The sequence below is a fragment of the Arenibacter hampyeongensis genome, assembly GCF_002909255.1.
Lineage (GTDB): Bacteria > Bacteroidota > Bacteroidia > Flavobacteriales > Flavobacteriaceae > Arenibacter > Arenibacter hampyeongensis.
Window position 1 is genome coordinate 702904 of the sequence record NZ_PIOB01000002.1, and the last position, 20125, is coordinate 723028.

Annotated in this window: 16 protein-coding genes; 11 read left to right on the top strand and 5 right to left on the bottom strand. The window is 38.6% G+C overall.

Going from position 1 to position 20125, the window contains the following annotated elements:
- Nucleotides 1-309 precede the first annotated feature (309 nt).
- Both apaG and pruA read left to right on the top strand, forming a co-directional pair.
- Complete coding sequence (gene apaG / locus CWD91_RS07880; RefSeq protein ID WP_085495565.1) at nucleotides 310-696, top strand: Co2+/Mg2+ efflux protein ApaG; 387 nt, start codon at nucleotides 310-312, stop codon at nucleotides 694-696.
- A 213-nt stretch (nucleotides 697-909) separates the two neighbouring features.
- The gene (gene pruA / locus CWD91_RS07885) at nucleotides 910-2538 is read left to right on the top strand and encodes an L-glutamate gamma-semialdehyde dehydrogenase (RefSeq protein WP_103440410.1); all 1629 of its coding nucleotides are present in this window, start codon (nucleotides 910-912) and stop codon (nucleotides 2536-2538) included.
- Between the two features lie 430 nt (nucleotides 2539-2968).
- On the opposite strand, the gene rsmG is transcribed toward pruA, so the two are convergent.
- Nucleotides 2969-3604 (bottom strand): 16S rRNA (guanine(527)-N(7))-methyltransferase RsmG, encoded by a 636-nt coding sequence (rsmG, locus tag CWD91_RS07890; RefSeq protein WP_103440411.1) that lies wholly within the window; start codon nucleotides 3602-3604, stop codon nucleotides 2969-2971.
- A gap of 117 nt (nucleotides 3605-3721) precedes the next feature.
- Here rsmG and CWD91_RS07895 point away from each other — a divergent pair, with 117 nt between their 5' ends.
- Both CWD91_RS07895 and CWD91_RS07900 read left to right on the top strand, forming a co-directional pair.
- The gene (locus CWD91_RS07895) at nucleotides 3722-4825 is read left to right on the top strand and encodes a fatty acid desaturase family protein (RefSeq protein WP_103440412.1); all 1104 of its coding nucleotides are present in this window, start codon (nucleotides 3722-3724) and stop codon (nucleotides 4823-4825) included.
- 14 nt (nucleotides 4826-4839) lie between these two features.
- Nucleotides 4840-6024, top strand: a complete 1185-nt coding sequence (locus tag CWD91_RS07900; RefSeq protein ID WP_103440413.1) for a pyridoxal phosphate-dependent aminotransferase — start codon at nucleotides 4840-4842, stop codon at nucleotides 6022-6024.
- A 62-nt stretch (nucleotides 6025-6086) separates the two neighbouring features.
- Here the strand turns inward: CWD91_RS07900 and CWD91_RS07905 are convergent, their stop codons facing one another.
- Nucleotides 6087-7577 (bottom strand): TrkH family potassium uptake protein, encoded by a 1491-nt coding sequence (locus CWD91_RS07905; RefSeq protein ID WP_103440414.1) that lies wholly within the window; start codon nucleotides 7575-7577, stop codon nucleotides 6087-6089.
- 1 nt (nucleotide 7578) lies between these two features.
- Nucleotides 7579-8928, bottom strand: coding sequence for a Trk system potassium transporter TrkA (trkA, locus tag CWD91_RS07910; RefSeq protein WP_103440415.1), 1350 nt, complete (start codon nucleotides 8926-8928; stop codon nucleotides 7579-7581).
- A gap of 359 nt (nucleotides 8929-9287) precedes the next feature.
- Between trkA and ubiE the strand changes: the two genes are divergently transcribed.
- Nucleotides 9288-10016, top strand: coding sequence for a bifunctional demethylmenaquinone methyltransferase/2-methoxy-6-polyprenyl-1,4-benzoquinol methylase UbiE (ubiE, locus tag CWD91_RS07915; RefSeq protein ID WP_103440535.1), 729 nt, complete (start codon nucleotides 9288-9290; stop codon nucleotides 10014-10016).
- A 3-nt stretch (nucleotides 10017-10019) separates the two neighbouring features.
- Nucleotides 10020-10715 carry a type IX secretion/gliding motility protein PorT/SprT gene (gene porT, locus CWD91_RS07920; protein WP_103440416.1) on the top strand — a complete coding sequence of 232 codons (696 nt, stop codon included), beginning with the start codon at nucleotides 10020-10022 and terminating at the stop codon, nucleotides 10713-10715.
- 4 nt (nucleotides 10716-10719) lie between these two features.
- On the opposite strand, the gene CWD91_RS07925 is transcribed toward porT, so the two are convergent.
- Nucleotides 10720-11442: a TrmH family RNA methyltransferase gene (locus CWD91_RS07925; RefSeq protein WP_103440417.1), complete on the bottom strand. Its 723-nt coding sequence runs from the start codon at nucleotides 11440-11442 to the stop codon at nucleotides 10720-10722.
- 75 nt (nucleotides 11443-11517) lie between these two features.
- Between CWD91_RS07925 and tamL the strand changes: the two genes are divergently transcribed.
- Genes tamL through accD form a run of 3 tightly spaced genes read left to right on the top strand, consistent with a single transcriptional unit; the run spans nucleotide 11518 to nucleotide 16073 of the window.
- The gene (gene tamL, locus CWD91_RS07930) at nucleotides 11518-14061 is read left to right on the top strand and encodes a translocation and assembly module lipoprotein TamL (RefSeq protein ID WP_317045604.1); all 2544 of its coding nucleotides are present in this window, start codon (nucleotides 11518-11520) and stop codon (nucleotides 14059-14061) included.
- 59 nt (nucleotides 14062-14120) lie between these two features.
- A complete protein-coding gene (gene fbaA, locus CWD91_RS07935) occupies nucleotides 14121-15188 on the top strand; it encodes a class II fructose-bisphosphate aldolase (protein ID WP_103440419.1) in 1068 nt (355 codons plus the stop codon).
- A gap of 24 nt (nucleotides 15189-15212) precedes the next feature.
- Complete coding sequence (gene accD / locus CWD91_RS07940) at nucleotides 15213-16073, top strand: acetyl-CoA carboxylase, carboxyltransferase subunit beta (RefSeq protein ID WP_103440420.1); 861 nt, start codon at nucleotides 15213-15215, stop codon at nucleotides 16071-16073.
- Between the two features lie 50 nt (nucleotides 16074-16123).
- On the opposite strand, the gene CWD91_RS07945 is transcribed toward accD, so the two are convergent.
- Nucleotides 16124-16984, bottom strand: coding sequence for a hypothetical protein (locus tag CWD91_RS07945; RefSeq protein ID WP_103440421.1), 861 nt, complete (start codon nucleotides 16982-16984; stop codon nucleotides 16124-16126).
- A 256-nt stretch (nucleotides 16985-17240) separates the two neighbouring features.
- On the opposite strand from CWD91_RS07945, the gene rpsO reads away from it, so the two are divergent.
- Nucleotides 17241-17510: a 30S ribosomal protein S15 gene (rpsO, locus tag CWD91_RS07950; RefSeq protein WP_103440422.1), complete on the top strand. Its 270-nt coding sequence runs from the start codon at nucleotides 17241-17243 to the stop codon at nucleotides 17508-17510.
- A 229-nt stretch (nucleotides 17511-17739) separates the two neighbouring features.
- Complete coding sequence (locus CWD91_RS07955) at nucleotides 17740-19959, top strand: polyribonucleotide nucleotidyltransferase (RefSeq protein WP_103440423.1); 2220 nt, start codon at nucleotides 17740-17742, stop codon at nucleotides 19957-19959.
- Nucleotides 19960-20125 lie beyond the last annotated feature (166 nt).

Below are 20125 nucleotides of genomic sequence, written 5' to 3' on the forward strand. Positions count from 1 at the left end.
ATCAGAAAAAAATATAATTACACCGATCATATCAATATTAGCTTTTAATATTGGATCTTCTTATTTATCTTGCTGATTAATTGCTTTTTAGAGAAACCGCATTGATTATTAAAAGAATTGCAATTTTAAGATAATTTGCAAAAATTGCTCTTTATCTTTGCAATACAATTCGGAATTCCTCTCGGGCAAGGTAGATTGATAATCCTAGTTGAATACTTATTTGAGAATATTGTATTTCATTTTTGGACCATTACTATAAGTAGTATAGTTTGCGATAGGTAGTTTATTTACATTTTAGAATCCAATCTTATGATTACACAGGTAACTAAAGGCATTAAAATATCGGTGAATACTAGTTTTGAAGGAACTTTCTTCAAGAACTACAAGATGCATTTTGCTTTCGGCTATACTATTACTATAGAAAACCAAAGCAAGGATTCAGTTCAATTGACATCCCGTCATTGGCAAATTTACGATTCGTTAAATGAATTGGAAGTATTGGATGGCGAAGGAGTAATTGGCAAAAAGCCTGTAATTAAACCTGGTGAGTCGCACACCTACAGCTCTGGTTGCTTATTGGCTTCCACTATTGGGGCCATGAAAGGTCACTACAACATGGTAAGCATAAATAATTCCGAGAAGTTTAGGGTATATATTCCCACTTTTAAATTTAGTGCTCCTTTCGCCCTTAATTAGAATTCAGAAATCACTTGGTCTTTTTCTCTATTTTCCTTGATATTTTTTCATGGAAGGAACTGGGTATTGCGATAATTTCAAAATATCAATGATTCTGTTGATTTGGTTTTTTCTATACCATACATGAAAACAAAATTCACTCAACACTTCCTTTTATTTTCGCAGATGCATTTAGTACCTTTGCCGTGAATTTGAACTTAAAAATAAATTATCATGGGCAAAGGATTTTTTCAAGTCCCCACGGCATATAACGAACCTATTAAAAGTTATGCCCCTGGCTCTCCGGAGCGGGAAGAAGTACTAAAGCAATACAGTGCCTATTTCAATGGCCACACCGATGTTGCAATGTATATTGGAGGGAAGGATATAAAAACGGGAAACACCAAACTCATTTCCCCACCACATGACCACAAGCACATAGTGGGCCAATATCATACTGCCAAGAAAGAAGATATAACCCACGCCATTGCCAATGCATTGGAAGCAAGGGAACATTGGGCTAATTTGGAATGGGAACAGCGCGCAGCAATTTTCCTAAAGGCAGCAGAGTTGATTGCCGGACCCTATAGGGCGAAAATTAATGCTGCTACAATGATTGCGCAATCAAAAAACATACATCAGGCCGAGATCGATGCGGCATGTGAGCTTATAGATTTCCTTCGATTCAATGTAGAATACATGTCCCAAATTTATGAGGAACAACCAGATTCTGCCGAAGGTATTTGGAATAGGGTGGAATACCGTCCACTGGAAGGCTTTATCTATGCCATAACCCCATTTAATTTTACTGCAATTGCAGGGAACCTCCCTGCCAGTGCGGCAATGATGGGAAATGTGGTGTTATGGAAACCAAGCGATAGTCAGGTCTTTTCTGCAAAAGTAATTGTAGATATATTTAAGGAAGCAGGAGTACCCGATGGTGTTATTAACGTAGTATACGGTGATCCAGTGATGATTACTAAAGAGGCTTTGAGCAGCCCGGATTTTGCTGGAATCCATTATACAGGGTCCACCCACGTCTTTAAGGAATTGTGGAAACAGATCGGAAACAATATCCATATCTACAAAACCTATCCTAGGATTGTTGGCGAAACAGGAGGAAAGGATTTTATTTTAGCCCATCCTACCGCGAATCCAAAGCAGGTAGCTACGGCTATTGTGAGGGGTGCTTTTGAATTCCAAGGTCAGAAATGTAGTGCTGCCTCACGGGTCTACCTTCCAAAATCCATTTCAAAAGAAATATTGGATTTTGTTAAAACGGATGTGGCTTCGTTCAATAAACCTGGCTCTCCAGAAGATATGAGCAATTTTATAACGGCAGTCATACATGAAGGATCTTTTGACAAACTGGCCAAATATATTGACCAGGCAAAAAAGGACAAGAATGCTGAAATTTATGCGGGTGGAAATTATGACAAATCCAAAGGTTATTTTATAGAACCTACTGTTATTGTAACCACCGACCCTAAATACACTACAATGGAAACCGAGCTTTTTGGACCGGTGGTTACTATTTATGTTTATGAGGACAAGGATTGGTCCAAAACGCTTAAATTAATAGATGTCACTTCTGAATATGCCCTTACAGGAGCTGTTCTTTCAGGTGATCGTTATGCTATTGCAGAAGCCACAAAAGCACTACAGAACTGTGCCGGTAACTTTTATATCAACGATAAACCAACTGGTGCTGTCGTAGGGCAACAACCCTTTGGTGGAGCTAGAGCCTCCGGGACCAACGATAAGGCGGGATCTGCCCAAAACCTATTGCGCTGGGTATCACCAAGGTTAATCAAAGAAACCTTTGTGACGCCCGTAGATTACAGGTACCCATTTTTGGGTTAGTACAATTTTAAGATAATTTAAAAACCCGTATTTACAATGTGTAAATACGGGTTTTGTATTTTTCCGATTATTCCAAACAGCCGATATTCCATAGACCCTCAACCTACTAATTTATAGTGTGACATAATAACAATCGCATTTATTAATTTATAAAAAATATGGCAACAAGCTCCCAAACCACTAGCAAACAAAGGGAGTATTACCACTTAAGAACAATTTTAAGCAATATTAATGTAAACTTAACGTTAATTTATTGTAAATTTATAGTCAAAACAAGTTTAACCCTAAATCGCATCGTCATGAAAGATAGTCTTGAAAAAAATACTCCTAAAGAGGCAAAAGCCTTTTCATTCAAAAATTTAACGAAATACATAAGGACCTATGCCAAAACATGTAGGGAGTCTTATTACCACATGTTAAGCCTCTAGACTTAACCTTTAAATTTTACCGGCAGGTAAACCAACTTTTTGGTTTCAAAAAAGTCCTCTTGAAACATATCCGAAAGACTATATATCTGAACGGTACGGTATTCCTTTAATTCCTCCTCTAAATCACCTCCTTTTAAATACAGGATTCCGTTTTTGAGTTCGTGTAGCGATTTCTTTTTAATTTTTCTTTTCACCCAATGGGTAAAAGTGGGCATAGCTGCCACCGCCCTACTGACAATAAAATCGAACTGACCATCTATTTCTTCCACTCTGGAGTGAATGGCTGTGACATTGGTAATTTCCAGGCCCTCCACAACTTCCTGCACCACTTTTATTTTTTTCCCAATGGCATCGACCAATGTAAAATGGGTCCCTGGAAAAAAAATAGACAAGGGAATACCCGGAAAGCCTCCTCCAGTACCTACATCCAACACTTTTGCCCCAGGATTAAATTTATGAAATTTGGCTATGGCCAGTGAATGTAACACATGACGCACATACAATTCATCTATATCTTTTCTGGAAACTACATTTATCTTTAAATTCCAATCCCGGTACAGATCTTGCAACTTTTCAAATTGCTGTTTCTGCAAGTCCGTTAAATCAGGAAAATATTTATAAATAATTGTAGAGTCCATTATCTTTAGTTAAATTTTTCGCAAAAATAGCATTTTAAAGGGCATGGCCTAAGTTTTAACGAAGCAGTTATACGTAATTTGGGCTCGAATTGCCGTATATTTACAAAAAAATAAATCATGGACAACAAACCCATAAGATTTTCAAGAAAAGACTCTACTCAATTTTTCAAAACCCTTAATAAACGTGTTAATGATTATTTTAAGGAGAACGACCTTAAAAAAACAGGGAATTGGAAATTGCATTTAAAGACAGCAGTAATGTTTGCCCTGTTTTTGGCACCCTATTTTCTAATATTGACACTAGGTCTGCCCAATTGGGCCAATTTATTGTTAACCCTTACCATGGGTGTTGGTATGGCGGGAGTGGGCATGAATGTAATGCACGATGGAAACCATGGTTCCTATTCCAATAAGAAATGGGTAAACAAACTCATGGGAGGCAGTATTTATATCCTAGCTGGCAACGTTTACAATTGGCAAGTTCAGCACAATGTGCTGCACCATACTTACACAAATATTCACGAGCATGATGAAGATTTGGAAGCTGGAAGGATCCTGAGGTTTTCGAAACATGCCAAATGGCATAAATTTCATAAATTCCAGCATTTTTATTCACTATTACTTTATGGCCTTCTGACCTTTAATTGGGCCATAACCACCGATTTTCAACAAATGTACCGCTATACCAAAAGAAAATTGGCCTACGGCAAGTTCCCAAATCCATTTATGAACTGGAGTATGTTGGTTGTAACCAAACTCATTTATATTACTATTTGGATAGTAATCCCTATGCTTTTTTTGGAAATAGCTTGGTGGAAAATACTTATAGGATTTTTTATAATGCACTATGTTGCCGGAGTTATTTTGAGCGTGGTATTTCAGTTAGCGCACGTTGTGGATGAAGCGGAAACACCACTACCTGAAAAGGACGGTACCATGAAAAATACTTGGGCAATACACCAATTATTCACTACAGTGAACTTTGGCACTAAAAACCGTATAGTAAACTGGTTCACAGGTGGTTTAAACCATCAAGTGGAACATCATATCTTTCCGAACATTAGTCATGTACATTACACAAAAATTGCCAAAATTGTTAAAGAGACTGCAAAAGAGTTCAATTTACCGTACAACGAATATAAAACTACAAGAAAAGCTATAATTTCGCACTTCAAACATCTAAAAGAGCTGGGCAAAAAACCCACAATACAATATCAGTAAATTATAACAGAAAAATGAAGAACCATTTATCCGATAGGATCAACTCCATGTCCACCTCGGCCACACTGGCTATGGCTGCGAAAGCCAGGGAATTAAAAAACGAAGGCAAAGATATCATTGGTTTAAGTCTTGGGGAACCTGACTTTAACATACCGGATTTCATAAAAGAAGCTGCCAAACAAGCAATAGACCAAAATTATAGCAGCTACTCCCCAGTGGATGGTTATGCCGATTTAAAGCAGGCTATTGCCAATAAATTTAAAAGGGACAATGGTCTAACTTATGGCCTTAATCAGATTGTAGTATCTACAGGTGCAAAACAATCCTTGGCAAATATTGCCATGGTAATGTTAAACGATGGCGATGAGGTGATTCTACCTGCCCCATATTGGGTAAGCTACAGCGATATTGTAAAATTGGCAGAAGGTGTACCCGTGGAAGTTCCTACGAGTATCGATACCGATTTCAAGATGACCCCTGAACAATTGGAAAAGGCAATTACGCCGAAAACCAAAATGATCTGGTTCAGCTCTCCCTGTAATCCCAGTGGATCTGTTTACAATCAGAAGGAACTGGAAGGCTTGGCCACAGTATTGAAAAAGCATCCAAACATTTTTATAGTTTCCGATGAAATATATGAGCATATTAATTTTATTGGAGGCCATGTAAGTATTGCCAATATTGATGGAATGTACGACCGTACCATTACGGTAAACGGAGTTTCCAAGGCATTTGCAATGACTGGATGGCGTATTGGCTACATTGGAGGTCCAGAATGGGTTGCCAAGGCATGTAACAAGTTCCAAGGACAGATTACCAGTGGCGCCAATTCTATTGCCCAACGCGCTACCATAGCTGCTCTTGACGCACCTATTTCCTCTATTAAGTTCATGATCGATGAATTCCACAAAAGACGTGATATAGTTTTGGAATTATTGGGTGAAATAAAAGGATTTAACCTTAATGTACCCGAGGGAGCGTTTTACGTATTCCCAGATATTTCCAGCTTCTTTGGAAAAACGCTTAACGGTACCTTAATCAATAATGCTTCTGATTTTGCCCTATACCTGTTGGAAAAGGCAAATGTGGCCACCGTTACAGGTGAGGCCTTTGGAAATGATAATTGTATTCGTATATCCTATGCTGCCTCTGAGAAAGAACTGAGAGAAGCCATTGCCAGAATAAAGGCAGTAGTATAAGTAACACTTGGCATTTAAAAAAATGGACGTCCTTACCGACGTCCATTTTTTTTGTTTTGAGTTTAAATTCGCTTCCAGAAATAGGGTGAAAATAAAATCAATACCGTAAATAGTTCCAGCCTGCCCAGGAGCATTAGAAAGCCGCACCACCATTTCCCCAATGCCGGAAGACTATTAAAGTTGGCCAAGGGATTTAATGTACCTAAAGCCGGGCCCACATTTCCTAAGGAAGAAGCCGCCCCACCTACGGCGCTTTCAAAGTCCAACCCGAGTGCACCAAGCACTAAGGAACCAATAATAAACAGCAACATATAGAGTACAAAAAATGCAATGATATTATATACAATGTTTTCCTGTACCGTCTTATTGTTATACCTAACAGGAATAATGGCATTGATATGCAGGGTACGTTTAAATTCCAACAGGCCATTCTTAATAATAAGCAAATGCCTCATGACCTTGATACCACCAGCGGTAGAACCGGCCGAGCCACCGAGGAAAAACAGCCCAAAAAAGAAAATGGTTAAAAAAGGTGTCCACGAAGTAAAATCTGCAGTAACAAAGCCTGTGGTAGTAATTACGGAAACTACTTGAAACAAGGTGTGCCTAAAAGCACTTTCAACCTTCCCCAATACCATGGGATGAAAATCGGAAACCGGCACATTAGCCTGAAAATAAACCACTAAACTTGCAACTATGGTAAAACAAACTATAAAAATGGAGTAAAACTTAAATTCCTCATCCATAATCACTTTTTGCACCCTGCCCTTAAAGGCATAATAACTAAGTACAAAGTTGCTTCCCGCCAAAAACATGAACAGAATTACAATGTATTGTATCAAAGGTTGATCGTTCCAATAGGCCATACTGGCATTCTTGGTCGAAAATCCTCCAGTGGACAAGGTTGCCAAGGAATGATTTATTGCATCAAAAAAAGACATTCCTGCAAGTTTCAACAATATGGTCTCGGCCACCGTATAACTAAAATAAATCAACCATAGCCTTTTGGCCGTATCCGTAATCCTAGGGTGAAGTTTGTCTCCGCTAGGTCCGGGTGCTTCCGCAGCAAACAACTGCATTCCGCCTATGCCCAAAAGGGGCAAAATGGCAATAGCAAGAACTATAATCCCCATTCCCCCAATCCAATGGGTAAGACTTCTCCACAAAAGAATACCTTCCGGCAAAGCCTCTATATCATCTACAATTGAAGCCCCGGTGGTAGTATAACCGGACATGGTCTCAAAAAATGCATTGGTAACATCAGGAATAGCTCCAGAAAAAAGATAGGGCAACATTCCTGAAGCGGACATTACCAACCACCCAAAAGTAACGATGATATACCCTTCCTTTCGTTTTACCTCCTTTTTATGTTGGCGCGTATAGAACATGGACAAAACGCCTACCAGCATCGTAACTATGGCAGCAAGGGTAATATCCAATGTAGCGCCATCCTCATAAATTCCACTGACCACTGCGGCCAAAATCATAAAAAAACCATTGCAAAGCAATAGCAATCCCATGAGGTGAATGATAATTTTAGAATTTAAACCCATATTACAGGAATAGCTTTTCAATTTTTGGAATGGCACTTGGCAAACAACACACCACTACCCTATCTCCTTCGGTAATCTTAAATCCCCCAAGGGCTATAATCCCTTCATTATCTCGGATTACACCTCCAATAGTAGCCTCCCTGGGAAACTCGAGCTCCCTAATAATTTTCCCGTTCACTTGGGATGTGGGCTTAACAATGAATTCCAAAATCTCCGCATTTAAATTATTCAACCTGGTCATTGCAACTATTTCACCTTTTCTGATATGTCTGAAGATATTATTCGCGGCCAATAGTTTTTTATTGAGCAAAGTATCTATACCTATAGAATGTGACAATTGAAAATAATCCATGTTTTCCACTAAGGCGATTGTTTTTTTGACATTCTTGGACTTAGCCACCAAGCAAGACATAATGTTCGTTTCCGAGTTTCCGGTAACAGCAACAAAAGCATCCATTGCCTCCAAATTCTCCTCTTCCAACAGTTCTACATTTCGTCCATCACCATTAATGATAAGGGCATTGGGCAGTTCATCTGCCAAATCGAAAGCCTTCTCCTTATTTTTCTCTATTAGTTTAACATTAAATTTATTTCTGCAAAGATCCCGTGCCGTTTTAAAGCCTACCTTACTTCCTCCCAGTATCATTACGTTTTTGATTTCCTTTTTCTCTTTACCGGTAAGTTTATAAAGTTCATCCAAGCCCTCTTTGGCGGTTATAAAATACACCTGGTCATTTTCCTTAAAAACGGTATCTCCCCTTGGCACAATGGTATATTGCGTGCCCATCCTTTGAATGGCAATGGGCATAAAGTGTAGTTCAGGAAATATTTTAGCCGCATCTTTTACCATCTTTCCCACAAAAGGTGCAGTTTTGGGCAAGGAAACGCCTACCATTATCAACAGACCTTCTTCAAATTCGTAGGTATTGTTAAATGCGGATTGATTTAATAATAGCTGAATTTCTGTGGCCGCCAAAGCCTCTGGTGAAATAAGCTCATCGATACCCAAATCCGAAAATTTAATGGCTTCTTTATTATGAATAAACTCGGCGTTGGATATACGGGCTATGGTTCGCTTACAACCCAATTGTTTGGCCAACATACACAAGGTAATATTGGTGGTCTCTGAAGACGTTACACCAATTACCAGGTCCGATTTCTCTACCTGGGCATCCTTTAAAATGGAAATTGAGGTGGCATCGCCCCTAAGCACTCTAATATCTAAATGGCTATCCGCATAAGATAAACTGTCCTTATTACAGTCTATCAGCGTAATATCCTGAGATTCGTATGACAATAATTTAGCCAAATGAAATCCTACTTCACCTGCTCCTGCAATAATAATTTTCATCTGTTATATAAATTGTTTTTCATCAACCTAAGTGCATAATAATTAAGGGTTGGTCCGGCGTTGTTATAATTTCGCACCTTCCGTTACCTAAATTCAATTAAAATGGAAACTACATCTATTTAATTTGTATACCTAAATTTATGACATGGTATTAAATCCATTTTGCTTAAAAAGTACAGAAGCTTGTTAAGGCCAATTTCAAATATAATCTGAATATAAGCGGCACAAAATTACACAATTAAATTGGGTTGGTTTCCAAAACATGGAAGTTAAAACAAATAAGAGGCCGCCACTTATTGTAAAAAAATAGAAGTAAAACTTTATGTCTATATAGTATCTTTACCAAAAATAAAATGATTATGAATAAAAAGGTAACCCCTTATAAAGATTCAACGCTAGGCAAAAAGGAACAGGTAACAAAAATGTTCGATACCATTTCCGGAAATTACGATGGATTGAACAGGGTAATATCTTTTGGAATAGACATAAAATGGAGAAAGCGCGTTGTGTCCATAGTTTCCGAAAAACATCCGGCAAAGATTTTGGACATCGCTACCGGCACTGGCGATTTAGCCATTAATATGACCAAAACAGGTGCGAAGGAAATTATTGGTTTGGACATCTCCCCAGGAATGTTGGAAGTAGGAAAAAGAAAAATAGCTGAAAAAAAATTGGAGGACATAATTCAATTGATAGTAGGAGACAGCGAAAAACTGCCATTCGAGGCCAATTCCTTTGATGCAATAACCGTTGCCTTTGGCGTTCGGAATTTTGAAAATCTAGAAAAAGGTTTATCCGAAATATATAGGGTCTTAAAACCTGGTGGATCCTTTGTCGTTTTGGAAACATCCATCCCCACTAAAACTCCCTTTAAACAAGGGTATAAATTTTACACCAAACTTATACTTCCTGCCATTGGGAAATTATTCTCCAAGGACCGTAGCGCTTATGCATATCTATCGGAATCCGCAGCCGCCTTCCCACATGGAGAAGCCTTCAACAATATTTTGAATAAAATTGGGTTTATAGGTATAGACAATAGACCACAAACATTTGGGGTTGCCTCCATATATGTAGCTACAAAGTAAAATATGAAAAACATTCTTATTCTTCTATTGGGTTTTATACTACTTGGCACCAATTCCAATGCCCAGTTTAACGAAAAACCCGTAATGAACCTTGAAAATGAGGACCAGCCACTATTAAATTGGGGATATTTTTTAGGCTTCAATCAGTACGACTTTAAATTTGAATACAAAGATGATCTACCCGATATTCTGGTGGACAAATCCTTCGGATTTAATGTAGGTCTCATTGGTGAACTACGACTCAATAAATTTTTGGACCTGCGGTTTGAACCGGGACTACATTACAATCAAAGAAATCTGGGATTTCCAGGTTTTGACAATGAAAGGGACGCTATCCGAGAGGTGAAATCCACCTATATAAACTTTCCGATACTCCTAAAAGTAAGTACAAAAAGGCTGGGCAATTGGAAACCATTCCTAGTTGGTGGCGCTTCTACCTCCCTAAATCTGGGTAGCAACGAACAAAGTTTAGACGATAACAGCAATGCGACTTTCCGAATGAAAAAGAACACCTATTATTATGAAATGGGTTTTGGGATAGATTTCTACCTGGAATATTTCAAGTTCACTCCTTCCATCCGTGGCGTTTTCGCCATTAATGATGAATTGATCCGAGACAACGACCCCAATAGCCCTTGGACAGGCAATGTTGAGGCCATGATGACAAGAGGGCTTTTTATTAACTTTACGTTTGAATAAAGGACTATCCCCTTCTAATCTCGTTTAACAATATAGCTGTTGCCGTTGCCACATTTAAACTTTCTGTAGTTTTATTGCCGAACTGTGGTATACTTATTTTTTTGACAATTAAATTCTCAATGGCCCCGGACACCCCGTTGGCCTCATTTCCCATCACCAATACCCCTCTTTTAGGGAATTGTTCATCATATACCGCCTTGCCATCCATAAATGCCCCGTATACAGGAACGTCTGTTTGGCCAAAAACCAGTTGCAAATCCTCATATACGATATTAACCCTGCTTATGGAACCCATTGTAGCCTGCAAAACCTTAGGATTATAACAATCTACCGAATTGGGCGAACAAATAAGGTTTGCAATTCCAAACCAATCGCACAGACGGATAATAGTACCCATATTTCCAGGATCCCGAACATCATCCAAGGCAATGACCCAGTCAGAAAAATCTATAGGCTTTGGCAACGGAAAATGAAAAACACCCAATACCTTATTGGGCGTGGACAATCCACTCATTTTTTTTAAATCCCCCTCACTTATCAATTCAACAAAATCATTGTTCAAACCCAATACGGATCCATCAGTGACATATATTTTGTTGACCTTGAGAGTGGATTCCAATAACTCTTTTACAGTCTTAATTCCCTCTACAACAAACAACTTATTTTGCGTTCGGTACTTTTTTTGCTGTAAATTTTTTATAAATTTTATTTGGCTTTTAACAACCATACAAATAATGTATTTTTGACTTCTATGAGGACACGGTCGTGTATGAAATTCAACATTACGAAAATAGGATTATTATTGCTAGTAATTGCAATTACCTCATGCAATGCAATAAAAAGAGTTGGTGATGATGAACTCCTACTAACCAAAAACCTAATTTACGCCGATAGTGTTAAAATTACCGGCGAGGATATCCACAGCCTTATTTTTCAAAAACCAAACAGCACCTTATTGGGATACCCCCTTAGATTAAACCTGTACAATCTTGCCAAGAAAAATCCTGATTCCTCCTATCAGGTATGGTTGCACAAAAAAGAAAAAAGGGAACAGCGCCTCATCAATATTTTATCCAAAAAACAGGTGGAAAGATTGGGAGAATCCTTTTTAGTTAAAGGAGCTAGCGTATGGCTCAAGAATATTGGAGAACCACCGGCAATAATAGACACTACAAAAGCAAGAAGATCATTGCAAAGGTTGAATGCCTATTACAAAAGCAAAGGTTACTTTAATAACAACACCACCTATATCATAGATAGCAGCTCTAGAAAACAAAGGGCCATTATTAACTATAAGTTAGATTTGGGCAGTCCCTACCTAATAGATTCCTTAACCACTAAAATTACCTCCTCGGCTTTAGACTCCATCAATAAAGCGAACAAGAAGAATTCATTTATAAAATCGGGTCAGCAAATAGATTTGGACAATTTCAACAATGAAAGGGAGCGATTGACCAATCTTTTTAGAAACACTGGAATCCACAACTTTCAGGAAAGCTCTATTTCCTATGATCTAATTGGCGATACTACCAAACTGGGAAACAATCAAAAATTGGATATTCTTTTGAACATCGAAGATTTAAAAACAAGAACGGACAATGCCCTTTCCACTTCGGAATATAAGGTTCATTCCTTTAAGAAAATCAACATTTACACCAACTACACCTTTAACAATGGATTGGACAGTGTTAACAAGTTGGATTATAAAGACTTTACTATCTACTATCAAGGCAAATTGCGTTACAAGCCAAAAACGCTCACAGATGCCGTTTTTCTTAAAAAGGATAGTATCTACAGAGAAATTGATCGTATAAGGACCTATAGACAGATTACCAACCTAAACACTTTTAAATATCCCAATATTGAGTTTGTTGAAGATAGTGTGGCTTCCCAATTAACCGCCAACATCTACCTCTCCCCTCGTCCAAAATATTCCTTGGGCACCGATTTTGATGTAACCCACTCCAATATTCAATTTTTGGGCATTGCGTTCAGTCCGTCCCTCCAAGCTAGAAATTTGTTTAAAGGTGCGGAAAACCTAAGTATTTCAGGAAGGATAAGCATAGGGGGCTCAAAAGACCCCAATATAGTCGACGACCGTTTTTTTAACATCTTGGAAGTAGGGGGGGATATCAACCTGAATCTACCCCGAATATGGTTTCCATTCGTAAAAACATCTAGAATTATTCCTAATTACATGCTTCCCAAAACCAAATTATCCATGGGAACCAGTTTTCAACAAAATATTGGCCTGGACAAACAGACCTTTAATTCTGTTTTTGGTTATAATTGGTCACCATCAGATTTTGTAAAGAATACTGCCGAACTTTTAAATGTACAATTCGTTCGCAATGTAAACCCCAATAGATTTTTTACGGTCTATCAGAACACCTATGAAAATCTGGATGATATTGCCAACAATTATGAGACCGAACCGGCACTTGCCGCTTTTTATGCGACTGAAGATGGAAGTACAGATCCAAAATTAATTATACCTGAGGGCACCATGGGTTTTACCAACGCAATCCTAAATGGGGATGTAGCCTCGAGCACAGAAGACTACGACGATATTAGTAGTATTGAAGAAAGAAGAAAAAGACTTACGGAAAATAATTTGATTTTTGCGAGCAACTACACCTACAACAAGAACAATAAAAATGGCATAACCGATAATGATTTTTATCAGTTTAGGTTCAAATTGGAAAGTGCTGGAAATCTATTGTCGGGAATCTCCTATTTAATTCCCTTCGATAAAAGTGATGACAACAAACTCTTGGTTTTCGGTGTCCCTTATTCCCAATATGTTAAAACGGAGTTCGACTTTATAAAACATTGGAGTTCCTCAGGAAGCAATGTACTGGCCTTTAGAAGTTTTTTCGGCATTGCAATACCTTATGGCAATTCGGACAACATCCCTTTTGTAAGAAGTTATTTTGCAGGCGGATCCAACGACAACCGCGCCTGGTTACCATATTCACTGGGCCCTGGTAGAACAGAGGATGTAAACGACTTTAACGAAGCGAATTTAAAAATTGCTTTAAATTTGGAATATCGGTTTCCGGTAGTAGGCAATATTAAAGGAGCTATTTTTGCGGATGCCGGTAATATTTGGAATGCCTTAGACAACGTTACCGATGAGAAGGCCAACTTTGAAAACTTTGGCTCCCTGGCAGACATAGCATTGGGCACCGGCCTCGGAATTCGTTACGATTTTACGTATTTCGTATTCAGGTTGGATTTGGGCTTTAAAACCTATAATCCGGCAGAAGAATCTTCAAAAAGATGGTTTCGAGACTATAATCTGTCAAAGGCCGTATTCAATATAGGTATAAATTATCCTTTTTAGAGCTGAATATTTTATTACTTTTGTCCCATCTTTTTAATTAACTACACTAAAATAAAATTATGGCACACAATATTAAACCAGGAGTTGCAACCGGAGATGAGGTACAGGAAATTTTCAATTATGCTAAGGAAAAAGGATTTGCTTTACCTGCAGTTAATGTTATAGGATCAAACACAATAAATGGAGTTTTGGAAACTGCCGCCAGTTTAAATGCTCCTGTTATTATACAGTTCTCTAACGGAGGTGCACAATTTAATGCTGGAAAAGGATTGTCCAATGAAGGTCAACAAGCAGCCATTCTGGGTGCGGTTGCCGGAGCAAAACATGTTCACGAATTGGCCGAAGCCTATGGAGCTACCGTAATACTGCACACAGACCATTGTGCCAAAAAATTATTACCTTGGATAGACGGTTTATTGGATGCCAGTGAAAAGCATTTTAAAGAAACTGGAAAACCTCTATATAGCTCACACATGATAGACCTATCAGAGGAACCTATAGAGGAGAATATTGAGATTTGCAAAAAGTATCTTGCCAGAATGAGCAAGATGGGAATGACCTTGGAAATAGAATTGGGAATCACCGGTGGCGAAGAAGATGGTGTGGACAACTCCGATGTGGACGATTCCAAATTATATACCCAGCCAGAGGAAGTGGCATATGCTTATGAGGAGTTATCCAAAGTGAGCCCTAAATTTACCATTGCGGCCGCTTTTGGAAATGTACACGGTGTATATAAGCCAGGGAACGTAAAATTGACTCCCAAGATTTTAAAAAATTCCCAGGAATTCATCACTAAGAAATACGGCGTGGAACACAACCATATCGATTTTGTTTTCCACGGTGGTTCAGGTTCAACCGTTGAAGAAATACGTGAGGGAATAAGTTATGGTGTCATTAAAATGAATATAGATACAGATTTGCAATATGCCTTCCTGGAAGGAATCAGGGACTATGTTCAAGGCAAAAAAGATTATTTACAATCACAGATAGGTAATCCAAATGGTGCCGACGAGCCCAACAAAAAGCATTATGACCCACGTGTATGGCTAAGAGAAGGTGAAAAAACCTTTGTTGCACGTCTAAAAAAGGCTTTTGAAGACCTTAATAACGTGAATACCCTATAATCCCCCAACCCTAAAAAAAAACTTATGTCGTCTTGGTTCAAAAGAAAGGAAAAAGGAATACAAACCGCAACCGATCAGAAAAAGGATACTCCAAGAGGCCTTTGGTACAAATCGCCTACCGGGAAAATTGTTGAGTCCGATGAGTTGGCCAAAAATTATTATGTTAGCCCAGAGGATGATTATCATGTTAGAATAGGTAGTAAGGAGTATTTTGAAATTCTATTCGACAAAAACAAATTTACCGAGTTGGATGCCAAATTGTCTTCAAAGGATCCCTTAAAGTTCGAGGATACCAAAAAGTACGTTGAACGCTTAAAGGCGGCAGAGGCAAAAACCGGACTTAAGGATGCAGTAAGGACTGCAGTAGGCAAATCGCTGGGTAAGGATGTTGTTATTGCCTGCATGGATTTTAGCTTTATTGGTGGCTCTATGGGCAGTGTGGTAGGAGAGAAAATTGCGAGGGGCATAGACTATTCCATTAAAAAGAAAATTCCTTTTGTAATGATTTCCAAATCTGGAGGTGCACGTATGATGGAAGCTGCATTATCACTTATGCAATTGGCCAAAACATCGGCTAAATTGGCGCAACTTGCAGATGCAGGTATTCCCTATATTTCTTTATGTACAGATCCAACCACCGGAGGAACTACTGCTTCTTATGCCATGCTCGGGGATATAAATATTTCCGAACCTGGGGCATTGATCGGTTTTGCCGGCCCCCGTGTTGTTAAAGAAGCTACCGGTAAAGAATTGCCGGAAGGGTTTCAGACCGCTGAATTTCTACAAGAGCATGGGTTTTTGGATTTCATCGTTCATCGCAGGGATCTTAAAAAGAAAATTAATCTTTATATAGATTTAATAGAAAACAATCCTGTTAGAGGATAGGAATAAAAGGCCCTGATATTTACATCGGGGCCTTTTTTTTTGAACTTGTTTTACTTTTTGAACCTTCTTAAAAGTATTTCCTTGGTTTCTCCATTGGGATATGTCAGCATTCCTTTGGCATCACAAGTGCCATCACCAAAATCAAGACTAACCGCGGTATCATTTTTAGTAACCTCCAATACCCCGCTTACCAAAAACCTGCAAGACAATTCCCTGCGCAATGGGCTTATGGTTTCCCTGGAATAAACATCAACCGTTTTACCAGTGTAAGTGCCTTGTCCGGAAATAAGGAACACGTTATCTGCCCAAAATCCGGAACCGTAACCCTCTATCCACTCCCGTGTCCTATTGGCTGTAAAACTAGCTGTACTTCCATCTGGCCATAGGCCACTATAACTGGCAATAGCATGGGATTCTGGATTGCCATTGTCATTGGAGCGCATTCTTTCCAAGGTAGCACCACCCTCGACCGCCACTTCATTAAAGGTAAAATTCTCCAAAGAAAGACTTATGGTTTTGGTTGCCATATCTACGTCCTTTGCATAACTTAAATGGATAATTCCACTTAATAGATTGCCATTGGGCAGCTCACAACCCTCTCCAAAATCTATGTCAGTTTCCTTTTTGCCGTTGGCAACCACCGTAGTTATGGTTACACATTCCGGTAAAAAGTTAGAGAGGAAGAACGATTTTGAGGTTGCCCTTATCTCTTCAGTAGCATATACATCTTCCCCTATGCCTGCAATTTCTTCTGAAATTAAATCTGCTTCATCACTGGCGATAAGCGCTACCACTTCTACAGAGGAACCCTCATCAATTGTCGTGGAACCTTCTTTGTTACAGGAACCCATCACCAATAAAGCCATTAGTGCCATTCCTTTTAAGTTTGTTTTCATAAGAACTTTTTTCATCTGTTTAAATTTTATTGTTTTTCAAAATGTCATACACAATTCGCAATTATATAGCTAGCTTTTCAATACGATCGTTTACCGCTCATTTCATAATAACATTTTATTAACATTTATAATTTGACCGCGTTCAAGTCAAAAAGTTTAATCCAACTATCAAAAAATAATATGATTGCTAAAGGTTTCTAAAAAAAAGTCTATCTTTGCGCCCTGATTGAAAATCAATCATGTACATAAAAATCATTAAAATAATATTGGAATGTATTTAACAAAAGAAGTAAAAGCCGAGATTTTTAAGAAACACGGCGGGGAAGAGAAAAACACGGGTTCGGCTGAAGGGCAAATTGCTTTGTTTACCCACAGAATTAATCACTTGACGGGGCATTTAAAAAACAACCGTAAAGATTTTAACACCGAGCGTTCATTGGTGATGTTGGTTGGTAAGAGAAGATCTCTTCTGGATTATTTAATTAAGAAAGATATTGTAAGATATCGTGCCATAATTAAGGAATTAGGAATTAGAAAATAATTTACAAAAAGGGGAAAAAGTTAACTTTTCCCCTTTTTTACAATATCAATTTTACTGTTTACGGTATTATTGTAAAGTCCCAAAGGGTTTCCGATGGGCAAAACAAAAAGCTTACACATAGTTTTTCATTGGTCAACAACACACAACTACAACACAACAACGTCGTCTTTAACAGACGAAAGACCATTGTTTAATAAACCTGTAATGACACAGGTTTTAATTCGTATTTATGATACCAAAAGTATTTAAAGAGGTCATTGACCTTGGAGACGGTAGGGAAATTTCTATCGAAACCGGAAAATTGGCAAAACAGGCCCATGGTTCTGTTGTTGTACAATCAGGAAAATGTATGTTATTATGTACAGTAGTTTCCAATTACAAACAAAGTGATGTGGATTTCCTTCCACTAACGGTAGATTACCGTGAAAAATTCGCTGCATCTGGGCGTTACCCAGGTGGTTTCTTCAAAAGAGAGGCAAGGCCTAGTGACGGTGAGGTATTGACTATGAGATTGGTAGACAGAGTTTTGCGTCCACTTTTCCCAAAGGACTACCATGCAGAAACTCAGGTGATGATCCAATTAATGTCACATGATGACGATGTAATGCCGGATGCAATGGCAGGATTGGCCGCTTCTGCAGCTATCCAACTTTCAGATTTCCCATTTGAATGTGCTATTTCAGAGGTACGCGTTGGCCGTATTGATGGTGAATTCATTATCAACCCAACTAGAGCCCAATTATTGGTTTCAGATATCGATATGGTAATTGGAGCTTCTGCCGATTCAGTAATGATGGTTGAGGGTGAGATGAAAGAAATCTCTGAAGAGGAAATGGTGGAAGCCATTAAATTTGCCCATGATGCCATTAAAGTACAATGCGCTGCGCAGCTTAAGTTGGCAGAAGCATTTGGCAGAAAAGAGGTTCGTGAATACGATTCCGAAAGAGAGGATGAGGATTTGGCCAAGAAAATTCATAAAATGGCTTATGATAAAGTATACGCCATTGCAAAGGCCGGCTCGGCAAAACACGAAAGAAGTACTGCCTTCGATGCCATTAAAGAAGAAATTAAGGCTAGCTTTTCTGAAGAAGAATTGGCAGATTTCGGGAATTTGGTTTCCAAATATTACTACAAGGCAGAAAAAGCTGCTGTAAGGGACCTTACTTTAAATGATGGACTTCGTTTGGATGGTAGAAAAACAGATGAAATTAGACCAATTTGGTGTGAAGTTGATTATTTACCTTCAACACACGGTTCAGCTATTTTCACACGTGGGGAAACACAGGCCTTGGCAACGGTTACTTTGGGAACTTCCAGGGAAGCCAACCAAATAGATATGCCATCCTTTGAAGGCGAAGAAACTTTCTATTTACATTATAACTTTCCTCCTTTCTCGACAGGAGAAGCCAGACCTATAAGAGGAACTTCCCGTAGGGAAGTAGGACACGGTAATTTGGCCCAACGTGCCTTAAAAGGTATGGTTCCTGATGAATGTCCTTACACCGTACGTGTAGTATCTGAAGTATTGGAATCCAACGGTTCTTCTTCTATGGCCACTGTATGTGCCGGAACAATGGCCCTAATGGATGCTGGGGTTCAATTAAAAAAACCCGTTTCTGGTATCGCAATGGGATTAATTTCCGATAGCGAAACAGGAAAATATGCGGTATTATCCGATATTCTGGGAGATGAAGATCACCTTGGGGATATGGACTTTAAAGTTACCGGAACTGCAGATGGTATTACAGCTTGCCAAATGGACATTAAGGTAAAAGGATTGTCTTATGAAATTTTGGTCAATGCCTTAAAACAAGCTAGCTCTGGTCGTTTACACATACTAAGCAAACTAGTTGAAACCATTGCTACTCCAAATGCAGATGTTAAATCACATGCACCTAAAATGGTTACCAGAGTTATTCCTGGCGAATTCATTGGGGCATTGATCGGACCTGGAGGTAAAGTAATCCAAGAATTGCAAAAAACTTCCAAAACAACGATCGTTATCAACGAGGATCCAGTTACAGAAGAAGGTATTGTGGAAATTCTAGGTACTTCACAAGAAGGTATTGATATGGTACTTACCAAGATCGATTCTTTATTGTTTAAACCAGTAGTGGGCAGTGCTTACGAAGTTAAGGTAATAAAAATGCTTGATTTTGGTGCTGTAGTTGAATATTTGGACGCTCCAGGTAACGAAGTTTTGCTTCACGTATCTGAGTTGGCATGGGAACGGACTGAAAATGTTTCAGATGTTGTAAATATGGGAGATGTTTTTGATGTTAAGTACTTTGGTCTTGACCCAAGAACAAGAAAGGAAAAAGTATCCCGTAAAGCTTTACTACCAAAACCTGAAGGTTTTAAGGAAAGACCACCACGAGAAGATCGCGGTAGAAATGACAGAGGCAACGACCGAAATAGAGATAGAGATCGTAAGCCAAGAAGGGACTAGTTCTTAAACAATAGTCACAGACTCACAGCCACGTTTATTCCTTTTTTAAGGGAGAGCGTGGCTTTTTTCATGCATTTCAACTAAAAAAGTAAAATAAAAGGGACCATTTGTAACATTTCTAACTTTTGAACGTATAACCTTATGCAGCTTATGCTTAATGCACATA